The sequence below is a fragment of the Streptomyces sp. NBC_01707 genome, assembly GCF_041438805.1.
In the GTDB taxonomy this organism is placed as follows: domain Bacteria; phylum Actinomycetota; class Actinomycetes; order Streptomycetales; family Streptomycetaceae; genus Streptomyces.
Genome location: NZ_CP109190.1, coordinates 8,466,345 through 8,478,993 on the forward strand (window position 1 = coordinate 8,466,345; position 12,649 = coordinate 8,478,993).

Here is a 12,649-nt window from a genome sequence, read left to right on the forward strand (position 1 = left end):
GACTCCGTCGGGGCACGGCAACTTCCGGGCCGCCTCGGCAGGTGGCGTACCCATCGGTTCCGGATCCCGGCGAGCGGGTCGCACGGCCCGCTCGCCGGGGGCCGGTCGCCGATTTCTATCGTTGAAAATTCTCTGTGCACGACCGTTGTTATGCGTTTGACGTTGTGGCTCAATGTTCGATTGTGTGCGTGCCTCGCTGTGTGCGAGGCACTTCAGCTCTCGACGAGGACGACGCCTTGAGACGACAACTGCCCCGCCCCCGAGTCCTGTTCAGATCGATGGCCTGTACGGCCGCGCTGCTGATTCCCCTCGGGGCCACTCTGGTCCCTGCCGCTGCCGCCGCCCCCGCTGCCGCCGTCCCCGCGAGCGCCGCATCGACCGCCACCGCGAAGGCCTTCGCCGACGACGACCCGACCGCCGATGTGCACGGGCTGAAGGGCGAGTACTTCCGGATGTCCGCCCCGGGCGCCCGCGACTTCGCCGAGCTCGGTGGGGTCGCACTCGACCCGGAGATCAATTTTCCTGGTCTGACCGGGACGTTCGAGTCCACAACGGGCAGGACGGAGAACACCACAGCCCGCTGGACCGGCAGCATCACAGCCCCCGAGACGGGTGACTACACCTTCGCCGCCAGCGGCGACAACGGCTTCAGGCTCTCCATCGACGGAAACGTCGTCATCGACCACTGGCTGCCGGACTGGGACAACGAGCAGACCAGCAAACCCGTCTCGCTGACTGCGGGCGAGCCGCACCAGTTCCGCCTGGAGATGTTCCAGGACACCGGCGGCGCCAACATGTTCCTGCGCTGGTCCAGCGCGAAGCTCAAGAGGCAGATCGTTCCCGAGTCCGCCTTCACGCCGCCGGCCGACTTCGAGGTCTACCCGGTCGCGCTGACGGTCACGCAGGACGGACAGCGCCTGCAGGCGACCTTCAAGGACGAGGTCAAGAACCTCGGCTCCGTGCAGGACCACCTTGCCGTCGAGGCCGACACCTCGCCCATCCCGGTGAAGTCCGTGTCCAAGGCGTCCGACAACTCCCACGCCGTGATCGTCGACCTGACCGCGCCCGTCCAGAAGGGCCAGCAGGTCCGGGTGGCGTACGACGGGAAGGGCGGGCTCCAGGCGGGCGGCGAGACGGTTCCCCAGATCAGCCGTACGGCGAAGAACCTCTCGACGCACCGGCTGACCACGACCTGGGGCGACAAGCTCGACCGCAAGCACCCGCTGCCCGAGTACCCCCGCCCGCAGCAGGTGCGTGACCGGTGGGAAAACCTCAACGGCCCGTGGGAGTTCGCCGGCGCCGATGCCGACGAGCAGCCGGTCTTCGGCAAGAAGCTCGGCGAGCGCATCACCGTGCCGTTCCCGGTCGAGTCGCAGCTCTCCGGACTCGAACGCCATGAAGACCACATGTTCTACCGCAAGCTCGTGACCGTTCCCAAGAGCTGGTCCGTCGGCAAGGGCAAGGGCAAGGACGGCGAGCGGCTGAAGCTCAACTTCGGCGCCGTCGACTACCGGTCGGTGGTCTGGGTCAACGGCACGAAGGTCGCCGAACACACCGGTGGCTACACCTCTTTCAGCGCCGACATCACCGACGCGATCAAGGGCAGCGGCCCGCAGGAGATCGTCGTCGCCGTCACCGACACGACCGGCCCCGACCAGCCGAAGGGGAAGCAGTCCGGCAACCCGGGCGGCATCGTCTACACCCCCTCCTCCGGAATCTGGCAGACGGTGTGGATGGAGCCGGTGGCCGTGGCCTCCGTGGACTCGCTGACCACGACGCCGGACATCGACAGGAGCACCCTCGCCCTGACCGTCAACTCCGCCGCCGCTTCGTCCGGCGCCCGCGTCACGGCGGTCGCCCGCGACACGAAGGGCCGGGTCGTCGGCACGGTCAGCGGCCGGGCCAACACCCCGCTGAGCCTGCCCGTCAGCAAGCAGCATCTCTGGACCCCCGACGACCCGTACCTCTACGACCTCGACGTCACCCTGACGGACGGCCGTTCCAAGGACACCGTCGACAGCTACTTCGGGATGCGCTCCATCGGGATCGCGAAGGTGGGCGGCTACCAGAAGCTCGTTCTCAACGGGAAGCCGTTCTACTCGCTCGCCATGCTGGACCAGGGATTCTGGCCCGACGGTCTCTACACGCAGCCCAGCGACGCCGCGCTCACCTTCGACCTCAAGGCACAGAAGGACCTCGGCTTCAACGCCGTGCGCAAGCACATCAAGGTGGAGTCCGCGCGCTGGTACTACCACGCCGACAAGCTCGGCCTGCTGGTCTGGCAGGACTTCGTCTCCAGCGACATCACCGGTGAGAAGGGCCGGCAGGCCTTCCTCTCCCAGGGCGAGCAGATGATGCAGCAGCTCCACAACTCGCCGTCGATCGGCGGCTGGATCGTCTTCAACGAGGGCTGGGGCGAGTGGGACCGCACCGAGACCGGGAAGATCGCCGAGTCGGTCAAGGCGGCCGACCCGTCCCGAGTCGTCAACGCCCACAGCGGTGTCAACTGCTGCTCCTCGAAGGGTGACTCGGGCAAGGGCGACATCATCGATCACCACGACTACCTCAACCGCGAGGCGCCGTTCCCGGACGACCGTGCCGCGATGGACGGCGAGCACGGCGGCTTCACGCTCCGTACCCCCGGACACATGTGGCCGGGTGCGCCCGCGGCGATCTACAGCGGTGTGGCGGACAAGGACGCCCTGACGGCCAAGTACGTCGACAACACCCGCACGTACTATCTCGCGGCGGCCGACGCCGAGCTGTCCGGCTCGGTCTACACCCAGGTCAGCGACCTGGAGAACGAGCTGAACGGACTCTGGACCTACGACCGGCGCGAGATCAAGGTCGACCCGAAGAAGGTACGGCAGATCAACCAGCAGGTCATCGCCGCCGGTGCGGCCGCGGGACACCGCGACGAGGTGAAGGGCGGCGCCGACTGGCCGCTGGACGAGGGCAAGGGCACGACATCCGCCGATCTCGGCCCCAACCACAGCAGCCTCACGCTGAGCGAGGGCACCTCCTGGACACCCGGTGTGCACGGTTCGGCGCTGAAGTTCAACGGCCAGGGGCAGTACGCCCAGACCGGTGGTCCCGCCGTCGACACCACCGGGAACTACACGGTCTCGGCATGGGTGTCGCTGGACTCGCTCCCGGGCAACTACGCGACCGCCGTGAGCCAGGACGGCAGGCGGACCGAGAATCCGTTCTACCTCCAGTACGGGCAGGGCGCCTTCGCGTTCAGTACGCCGGGCGGCAACCGGGCGCGGCTGGAGATGAAGCCGGAGCTCGGCACCTGGTACCACCTCGTGGGTGTGCGCGACGGTGACGAGGTGAAGCTCTACCTCGACGGGAAGCTCGTGTCGACCGCCGCGGCCGGTCCCGCCGACGTCAGCACCGGGCCGCTCTCCGTGGGGCGTGCCCAGTACGCGGCAGAGAAGGGCGACTTCTGGAACGGCTCCATCGACCAGGTGAGCGTGTTCGACAGGGCTCTCGGCACCGACGAGGTGAGCGCACTCCACGACAGCCAGCAGCCGTAGCACGACACAGGACGGCCCGGCAGCGACGGAACACCGTCGGTGCCGGGCCGGCCTGTGTCGGGAGCGGTCCGTCAGGTCACGGAGCCAGCAGTTGCCAGAGGTGGTCGTCGGTGCCGTTGTCGTCGAATTGGACGACGTGGGCGCTGTCGGCGGTGGACATGTCGTCGACGCCGAGGACCTTGCCGGAGTGGCGGTTGCGGATGCGGTACCAGCCGTCGCCGTCGGGGACGAGTTGCCAGAGGTGGTCGTCGGTGCCGTTGTCGTCGAATTGGACGACGTGGGCGCTGTCGGCGGTGGACATGTCGTCGACGCCGAGGACCTTGCCGGAGTGGCGGTTGCGGATGCGGTACCAGCCGTCGCCGTCGGGGACGAGTTGCCAGAGGTGGTCGTCGGTGCCGTTGTCGTCGAATTGGACGACGTGGGCGCTGTCGGCGGTGGACATGTCGTCGACGCCGAGGACCTTGCCCGAGTGCAGATTACGGATCCGGAACCAGCCGTCGGACAGCCACCGGGGAGCGTCGGGTTCAGCCGTCGGGAACGCTGTGATGCGCAGCCGGGCCGCCCCCATCGGGACGAGCGTGACATCCTCCACCGGCTCGGTGCTCAGCGCGGGGCTGTCCTGGAGCGGTGCCACGACATGCTCGCCGTCCGCGGTCCATTCGGGGATACGACGCGCGCGTGCGGTCATGGTCAGCGGCGTGCCTTCGAGGGTGAAGGGGTTGTCGCCGGGCGGGCGGCCGGTGGTGCGGTGCCGCAATGATGCGGTCGGCCGCTGCTTGTCCAGTACGAGCCCGTAGTTCCAGGCCCCGGTGGCGTGCACCTCGTACTCCGGGAACTGCTCGGTGCCGCCGATGCGCCGGTATTCCTCCCCGATCCGGAGCGAGTATGTGAGCGGCCCGCGGTCGACGCTCACCGCGCCGTGGTTGTCCGCCCAGGTGCGCACGGTGGTGCGCTGGGGGAAGCGCAGGGTGACCTTGTCCCCGTCGGACCAGTTCCGCTCGATACGGGTGAAGGCCGGGCCCGCCGGTGCGCCGACGCGACGCCCGTTGACCCTGATCTCGGGCTCGGAGCACCAGGCGGGAACCCTCAGCACCAGTGGGAACCGCAGGTGCTTGGGCGTCCTCACGGTCAGCGAGACCGTGTCAGTGAAGGGATAGCCGGTCTCCTCGGTGACGGTGACCTCCGTGCCGTCGGCGACCTTGGCCGTGACCTCGCACGCGGCGTACATGGCGGCGGCCAGGCCCCCGTCCGGGGTGGCGAGCCAGAGCTCCTCGACGAAGTACGGCCATCCCATGCCGTAGTTGTGCGGGCAGCAGCGGTACTGATCGACGCCCGGAAGATACGCCTGCATGGCGAAGCCGTTCTGGAACTGCCGCCCGCTCTTGGGGACGTCGTCCAGATCGACGCTGTTGGCGCTGGTGATGTAGTGGATCGCCCGTCCCGACGGATCCAGCGACGCGGGCAGCGAGTTGAAGGCCAGCTCCTCGCAGCGGTCGGCCCAGAGCGGGTCACCCGTGATCCTGGTCAGCAGCTGATGGCTGGCCATGAACTCCACGATGCCGCAGGTCTCGAACCCCTGCCGCGGATCGCGGTGGCCGGGGCGCGCGTTCTCGTCGCCGGCGAAGCCGCCGCCGGGGAACTGTCCGTACTGGTCCATGACCTTGCCGTACGTCCCGTAGGTGGCCCGGGTGTCGTCGGGCGAACCGCTGCGCAGCGCGTACTGGGCGGGCTCGCGGAAGCCCTGAGCGATGTTGACGTTGTGCAGGTTGACCAGATTGTCGCCCCAGTCCGCCCCGTTGGTGTGGATCTTGTCGGCCAGGTCGAGCAGGAAGGTGTCACCGGTGCGGTTGAAGAGCCAGAACACACTGTCCAGGCCGTCGCCCCAACGAAGCGCGATCCAACTCGTGTTGAACGCGCCCGGACCCTGGGCGTTCATATAGCGGAAGAACTTGCTGAGGAACGGGATGATGCGGCCGTCCCCGCTGTACTCCTGCCACGAGCGCAGCGCCTGTAGGAGCGGGAGGAACGGCCAGAAGTCCGGGCCGCCGTTCAGTGAGGTACGGAGCGCCTTGGGACCGAAGAAGCCGTCGGGCTGTTGCGTGGTGAGGATCGCGTCGAACCAGCGGCGCACCGATGCCAGGGCCTTGGCATCCCCGGTGACGATCGCGAGATCGGTGTACCCGCGCAGCCAGTACGGGACCTCCTCCCAGCCGCCGAGTTCGGGGCGGACCCAGCCGGTGGCGGTGAAGTCGAGGAAGTGCGAGAACTCCTCGTAATGACCGCACAACCCGTCCAGTTGGAGACGGAGTTGGCCGGCGAGCCAGCCGCGTGCGGTGATCCGGCCCGGCGGGAGCTTCAGGAATGCCGTCGGATGCAGAGGTGCTGCGTTGGGCGAGTAGTGGCCTCCGTGGACGGCTGCCACCCGGTTTTCGGCGGCGGTCGCGGTCGTGGCCCAGCGGCCGGTCGCGGTCGTGGCGGCCGCGGTGGCCAGTGCGCTGGTCATGAGCTGTCTGCGGTTCAGGGGCATGGAGGGGAGCTCCTGTTCTGGCGGCTCGAGCGGGCAAGGGGGGCGCGTGGTGCGGCCATGACGAACCGGTCCGCGACCGGTCGCCGTTTCCGCGCATGACAACAACAGCCGTCGCGCCGGGCGTGGCTCGGACGTCAACAGCATTGCAACGTTGGAAACTTGGCGTTCGGCCGTATGACAGCACGCCGTCCGGAGGCTGTCCAGAGGTGTCGCGTCATCGACTCGCCCTCCATGGGCCGGTCTTGGGCAGTCGCGGGCGTGCGACGCCGACACATTTTGGAAACTCATCGACAACGCTCTTGCCGCCTGTGCCGCACCGCCTATATAACGTTGTAAACCGAGCCGCCGACAGGCCGCGCAGGCTCTCACGACCGCAGCTGGAAGCAGCAGTCCGTGCAGCTCGAAGCGGGGCCGTGAGGAATGCAGTGACATCAGCCGCCGAGCGGCTGATGCATCGTCCAGCCATGCCCCGACCGCACGCCCGCCGGTGTGCCGTCATCCCGCCAAGGAGCGTCCCCGCGCATGATGATCCAGCGTCGAACCCGTACCCTCGCCGCGGCCTGCCTGCTCGCCGCCACCGCCACGCTGGCCGCCTCCGGCTGCTCCAAGTCGGAGAGCTCGAACAACGCCGGCGGCGACAGCAGCCAGGAAGCCCAGGCCGCCAAGACCCCGGAGGCCGCTTCGGGTTCCGGCTGCTCGCTGCAGACCTATGGCGCGCCGAAGCTGGACCTGAAGAACGCGGTGGTCGGCTTCTCCCAGTCGGAGAAGGAGGCCAACCCGTTCCGTATCGCCGAGACCCAGTCCATCAAGGACGAGGCCGCGAAGATCGGCGTGAAGAAGTTGCTCACCACCAACGCGCAGTCGCAGCTCTCCAAGCAGATCAGCGACATCCAGGACATGCTGTCCCAGGGCGCCCAGTTCCTCATCGTCGCGCCGCTGAACTCCGACGGACTGGAGCCGGCCCTCAAGGCGGCCGCGGCGAAGAAGGTCCCCGTCCTCACCATCGACCGCAAGGTCAACTCCACCGCCTGCAAGGACTACGTGGCCTTCCTCGGCTCCGACTTCGTCGAGCAGGGCAAGCGCGCCGCGGACGCGATGATCAAGACGACCGGCGGCAAGGGCAAGATCGCCATCCTCCTCGGGGCGTCGGGCAACAACGTCACCACCGACCGCACCAAGGGCTTCGTCGACCAGATCAAGGCGAAGGCGCCGGACATGGAGATCGTCGCCCAGCAGACCGGTGAGTTCGCCCGCGACAAGGGGCAGCAGGTCATGGAGCAGCTCATCCAGTCCAAGCCCGACATCACCGCCGTCTATGCCGAGAACGACGAGATGGGGCTCGGCGCCGTCACGGCACTGAAGGCCGCCGGGAAGAAGCCCGGCAAGGACGTCAAGATCGTCTCCGTCGACGGCACCCGCAACGCCGTCCAGGCACTGGTCAACGGCGAGTACAACGCCGTCATCGAGTCGAACCCGCGCTTCGGTCCGCTGGCCTTCGCCACCGCCCAGAAGTTCTACGGCGGCGAGGAGATCCCGGAGAACGTGATCATCTCCGACCGCGCGTACGACGAGAGCAACGCCAAGGCCTCGCTCGGCGGCGCGTACTGAGCCGTAACGACTCCCGTACCGACTCATCAGGTTCATGCCGCCGTGGCGCTCCCACCCGCCACGGCGGCTGCGGGCCCACACCTTGGAACAGCGGAAGGCCAAGATCCATGGCACCACCCGAAGCAGTACCTCGGGCACCGGAGGCGACTGCCCCGCCCGCGGCCGACACCGTCCTCGAAGCCCGCTCGGTGAGCAAGAGGTTCCCGGGCGTCGTCGCTCTCGACGACGTGACCTTCTCCCTGCGCGCGGGGGAGACCCACGCGCTGGTGGGTGAGAACGGCGCCGGCAAGTCCACCCTGATCAAGGTACTGACCGGTGTGTACCGGCCCGACGAGGGCGAACTGCGGATGACCGGCCAACAGGTCAGGTTCGCCCGGCCGTTCGAGGCTCAGCAGGCCGGTATCTCCACGATCTACCAGGAGGTGAACCTCGTCCCGCTGATGAGCGTGGCTCGCAACATCTTCCTGGGCCGCGAGCCGAAGAACCGCCTCGGCCTCATCGACTTCGGCCGTATGCACCGGGAGGCGGCCGACCTGCTGGACGGCTTCGGCGTACGTGTCGACCCCCGGCGGCCCCTGCACACCCTGGGCATCGGCACCCAGCAGATGGTCGCGCTGGCCCGCGCCGTCTCCGTCAACGCCCGGGTCGTCGTCATGGACGAGCCCACCTCCTCGCTCGAACCGCGCGAGGTCGAGACGCTGTTCCGGGTCATCGAGAACCTGCGCGGCCAGGGCATCGCCGTCCTCTACGTCAGCCACCGCATGGACGAGCTCTACCGGATCTGCGACCGCGTCACCGTGCTCCGCGACGGCCGCCACATCCACACCGGAGACCTCGCCGACCTCGACCGCATGCAGCTCGTCTCGATGATGCTCGGCCGCGACCTGGCCGAGGTCCGCCGCAACGGCACGACCGGCTTCGCCGCCGAGGGTCACGACGCGGCACGCACCCCCGTACTCACCGCGAACGGACTCTCCCGCGACCGCCAGCTCCACGACATATCCCTGTCGCTGTACGCCGGTGAAGTACTCGGACTCGGCGGCCTCCTCGGCTCGGGCCGCAGCGAGACGGCGAAGGCCCTGGCCGGCGCCCTGAGCCTGGACGCGGGCGAGCTCACCGTCGGCGGCCGCAGGCTGCGCCGGCTCACCTCCGCGGGCGCCATCCGCGCCGGCATCAGTCTGTTGCCCGAGGACCGCAAGGCCGAAGGGATCGTCCCCGGCCTCTCCGTGCGCGAGAACATCGTGCTGGCCGCCATGCCCCGCCTGTCCCGCGCCGGTGTGGTCTCCCGGACCAAGCAGGACCGCATCGTCGACATCTTCATGAAACGACTGCGGATCAAGGCGGCGAGCCCCGAGCAGAAGGTCGGTGAACTCTCCGGCGGCAACCAGCAGAAGGTCCTCCTCGCCCGATGGCTCTGCCTGGAGCCCAAGGTCCTCCTGCTCGACGAGCCGACACGCGGCATCGACGTCGGTGCCAAGGCCGAGGTCCAGAGCCTCATCGACGACCTCGCCGGGGAAGGGCTGGCCGTCCTGCTCATCTCCTCCGACATCGAGGAACTCATCGAGGGTGCCGACCGCATCGTCGTCCTGCGCGGCGGATCCGTCGCGGGTGAACTGACGGGCGACGACGTCGGCGAGAGCCAGCTGCTCGAAGTGCTCGCCGACCACTCACCGGCGCCCCGCCCCGACGCGGAGTCGGCACCGGCGCCCACCGGGAAGGCCCCGGCAGCTCAGGAGGACCCTCGATGACCACCCAGGCGACACTCGCCTCACCCGCCCGTCCGTTCGCGTGGCTGCGGAACCCCTCCTGGTACCAGGAGTACGGCGTGTACGCGGCCGTGGCCGTGCTGCTGGTCTTCAACGCCGTGTTCACCGAGCACTTCATGACCGCCGACAACCTCCGTACCCAGCTGGTCCAGGTCGCCCCCATCGTCATCGTGGCCCTGGGCATGGCCCTGGTCATCGGCACCGAGGGCGTCGACCTGTCCGTCGGCTCGACGATGGCGCTGGCCGCCGCCCTCCTCCCGCTCTACCTCGGATACGGGCTCGTGCCGGCGCTCGCCGTCGCCCTGCTCGCCGGAGCGGTCGTCGGAGCGGTCAACGGCGCCCTGGTCTCGCTGATCGGGCTGCAGCCGATCGTCGCCACGCTCGCCCTGTTCGTCGGCGGCCGGGGACTGGCCCTGGTCATGGCCGACGGTCAGCTCAAGCAGATCGTCAACCCCGACCTGCTCTCGCTCGGCACCGGTTCCTTCCTCGGCATCCCGCTGGTCGTGTTGATCGCCGCGGTGCTCGCCGTCGCCGTCGCGTTCCTCGTGCAGCGCACCACCTTCGGCCGTCAGATCGTCGCCGTCGGAGGCAACCGGCCCGCCGCCGCCCTCGCCGGGCTGCCCGTCCGGCGCGTACTGATCGGTGTGTACGTGCTCTGCGGGGTGCTCGCCGCCCTGGCCGGCATCCTCGCCACCGCCAGACTCACCGCCAGCGACCCCTCCTCGCTCGGCACCCTCATGGAACTCTCCGCCATCACGGCCGTCGTCGTCGGCGGCACCCCGCTGAACGGCGGCTCCATCCGGGTGCTCGGCACCGTCGCCGGCGCCCTGCTCATGCAGCTGCTGCGGGCCACCCTCGTCAAGCACGACCTGCCCGACTCCACCGCACAGATCGCCCAGGCGGCGATCATCATCGCCGCCGTCTACGTCGCCCGGGAGCGTCGGTCCCGATGAACGAAACCACACCCGCCCCCGTCCCCGCAGCCCCGGCGCTCGTGCCGCAGAAGGCGCCCGCGTCCGCCGGCCGCGGCGTGCCCCGGCCACCGTCCGGCGGCACCGAGCCGACCCGCGCACAGCGGCTCGCCGAACTCGTGCAGCGCCAGGGCGTGCTCGCCGTACTGCTCACGGTCGTGATCGTGGCCTCGTTCGTGTATCCGACGTTCGCCACCCTGGACAACGCCCGTGGCGTGACAGTGCAGGCGTCCTTCCTCGCCGTCGTCGCCCTCGGCATGACGATGGTCATCATCACGGGCGGCATCGACCTGTCCGTCGGATCCGTCTTCGCCCTGGGCGGAGTGCTCGCGGCCTGGGCTTCGCAGTGGGGTCTCCTGCCCGCACTGCTCGTACCGCTCCTGGTGTGTGCGGCGATCGGTCTGCTCAACGGGCTCCTGATCGCCCGCGCCGGGATGGCACCGTTCATCGTCACGCTCGCCACCCTCCTCGCCGCCCGCGGCATCCTCCTCGCCTTCACCGACGAGGGCGCGACCACGTACCTGGTGCCCAAGGGCTCCGCCTTCGCCGAGCTCGGGCAGGGCAGCATCTGGGGCTTCGGCCACCCGATCCTGATCGCCCTGGTGCTGTTCGCCGGCGGCGGGCTGCTCCTGCAGCGCACCTCGTTCGGACAGACGCTGTTCGCCGTCGGCGGCAGCAGCGACGCGGCCACCCTGATGGGCCTTCCCGTCGCCCGAACGAAGATCCTCGTCTACACGCTCAGCGGTCTGCTGGCCGGACTCGCCGGAGCGCTCAACGCTGCCAGGCTGTCCTCCGGCGTCACCATCATCGGCGTGGGCATGGAACTGGACGCGATCTCCGCCGTCGTCATCGGCGGCACCCTTCTGATCGGCGGCGCCGGATCGATCAGCGGCACGCTCTGGGGTGTCCTGCTGCTCGCCGTCATCCAGAATCTGATCAACCAGATCGGCTCGCTGAACTCCTCCTACCAGTCGGTGGTCAGCGGTGGGTTCCTTATCGTTGTCGTCGTGGCACAGCGCTATCTGGCGCGCAGCCGCAGAACCACCTGAACCGTGCCGGGCCCGGGTCCGCCGGTCCCGGGCCGGAGCAAGCGATCCCATGCGCGACACCGCGCGCCGAGTCGAGTCAGGGAGTGCCGTGGGCGTCAGCCTCAAGGACGTTGCGCAACGGGCGGGCGTGTCGATCAAGACCGTGTCGAACGTGGTGAACAACTATCAGCACGTCACACCCAAGATGCGCGCCAAGGTGCAGCAGGCCATCGACGAACTCGGCTACCGCCCGAACCTCACCGCGCGCCATCTGCGAAAGGGCCGGACCGGCATCATCGCCCTCGCCGTGCCCGAATTCGGAAACCCGTACTTCGCGGAGCTGGCCGGTGCGGTCGTCGACGCGGCGGCCCGGCACGACTACACCGTGCTGGTCGACCACACCGGCGGCCTCCGGGAGAAGGAACTCCTGGTCAGCCAGGGCTTCCGGTCCCATGTCATCGACGGCCTCATCCTCAGCCCCATCCATCTGGAGACCGAGGACCTGATGGCACGCACCGAGACGGCGCCGCTGGTCCTGCTCGGCGAGCGTGAGTACGAGGCCCCCTACGACCACATCGCGATCGACAACGTGGCGGCCGCCCGCGACGCCGTGCGGCACCTCATCGACCTGGGGCACCGCCGGATCGCGTTCCTCGGCTCACGCACCGGACGCGAGCGTCAGCCTGCCCACCTGCGGCTGCGAGGCTGGCGCGAGGAGCTCGCCGCTGCGGGCATCGAGGCCGACGAGTCCCTGGTCGTCGTCACCGACGGATACGGCCGTGAGGACGGGGCCGTCGCCATGGCGGCCCTCCTGGACCGCGGCGAACGGCCCGACGCCGTCTTCGCGTACAACGACCTCATCGCCATCGGAGCCATGCGCACCCTCTCCGAGCGCGGGCTGAGAATTCCCGACGACGTCGCCGTCGTCGGCTTCGACAACATCGAGGAGAGCCTGTACGGAGCCACCACCCTCACCACCATCGCACCGGACAAGGAAGCCATCGCCCGGCTCGCCGTCGACAGTCTCGTCGAACGGCTCTCCGGCAGTCCGGTACCGGAACCTCGACGGCCCCGCCCCGGTTACCGGCTCATCGTCCGCGAATCGACCGTGATGCGGCCGCCCGCCGAGCAGTCCGGGCCCTGAGGGGGCCCGTCCGGCCGGTCGAGCCGGGCCCGCCGGCCGGGCAACCTCCGGGGCTGTCCCGGGCCC

At 69.1% G+C, this 12,649-nt stretch carries 7 protein-coding genes; 6 read left to right on the forward strand and 1 reads right to left on the reverse strand.

Annotated features, from left to right (window positions below; all coding sequences use genetic code 11):
* The first annotated feature begins 236 nt into the window (after window positions 1-236).
* Window positions 237-3,539: a LamG-like jellyroll fold domain-containing protein gene (locus OG963_RS37915; RefSeq protein ID WP_371799908.1), complete on the forward strand. Its 3,303-nt coding sequence runs from the start codon at window positions 237-239 to the stop codon at window positions 3,537-3,539.
* Window positions 3,540-3,615: 76 nt separating this feature from the next.
* On the opposite strand, the gene OG963_RS37920 is transcribed toward OG963_RS37915, so the two are convergent.
* Complete coding sequence (locus OG963_RS37920) at window positions 3,616-6,066, reverse strand: RICIN domain-containing protein (protein WP_371799909.1); 2,451 nt, start codon at window positions 6,064-6,066, stop codon at window positions 3,616-3,618.
* Window positions 6,067-6,588: 522 nt separating this feature from the next.
* Here OG963_RS37920 and OG963_RS37925 point away from each other — a divergent pair.
* The 5 genes from OG963_RS37925 to OG963_RS37945 all read left to right on the forward strand — a co-directional run bounded on the left by OG963_RS37925 (window position 6,589) and on the right by OG963_RS37945 (window position 12,583).
* Window positions 6,589-7,674: an ABC transporter substrate-binding protein gene (locus OG963_RS37925; RefSeq protein ID WP_371799910.1), complete on the forward strand. Its 1,086-nt coding sequence runs from the start codon at window positions 6,589-6,591 to the stop codon at window positions 7,672-7,674.
* Window positions 7,675-7,781: 107 nt separating this feature from the next.
* Entirely contained in the window at window positions 7,782-9,422 is a 1,641-nt protein-coding gene (locus OG963_RS37930; RefSeq protein ID WP_371799911.1) for a sugar ABC transporter ATP-binding protein, read from the forward strand.
* Complete coding sequence (locus OG963_RS37935; protein ID WP_030925525.1) at window positions 9,419-10,393, forward strand: ABC transporter permease; 975 nt, start codon at window positions 9,419-9,421, stop codon at window positions 10,391-10,393. The genes OG963_RS37930 and OG963_RS37935 overlap by 4 nt, the downstream gene beginning before the upstream one ends.
* The gene (locus OG963_RS37940; protein ID WP_093778709.1) at window positions 10,390-11,460 is read left to right on the forward strand and encodes an ABC transporter permease; all 1,071 of its coding nucleotides are present in this window, start codon (window positions 10,390-10,392) and stop codon (window positions 11,458-11,460) included. The genes OG963_RS37935 and OG963_RS37940 overlap by 4 nt, the downstream gene beginning before the upstream one ends.
* A gap of 88 nt (window positions 11,461-11,548) precedes the next feature.
* A complete protein-coding gene (locus tag OG963_RS37945; protein WP_093778711.1) occupies window positions 11,549-12,583 on the forward strand; it encodes a LacI family DNA-binding transcriptional regulator in 1,035 nt (344 codons plus the stop codon).
* Window positions 12,584-12,649: the final 66 nt, after the last annotated feature.

What these genes read in the sequence shown, in the direction of transcription:
- OG963_RS37920 (WP_371799909.1), bottom strand. Translation starts at nt 6,066, where the DNA reads ATGCCCCTGAACCGCAGACAGCTCATGACCAGCGCACTGGCCACCGCG.
- OG963_RS37925 (WP_371799910.1), top strand. Translation starts at nt 6,589, where the DNA reads ATGATGATCCAGCGTCGAACCCGTACCCTCGCCGCGGCCTGCCTGCTC.
- OG963_RS37930 (WP_371799911.1), top strand. Translation starts at nt 7,782, where the DNA reads ATGGCACCACCCGAAGCAGTACCTCGGGCACCGGAGGCGACTGCCCCG.
- OG963_RS37935 (WP_030925525.1), top strand. Translation starts at nt 9,419, where the DNA reads ATGACCACCCAGGCGACACTCGCCTCACCCGCCCGTCCGTTCGCGTGG.
- OG963_RS37940 (WP_093778709.1), top strand. Translation starts at nt 10,390, where the DNA reads ATGAACGAAACCACACCCGCCCCCGTCCCCGCAGCCCCGGCGCTCGTG.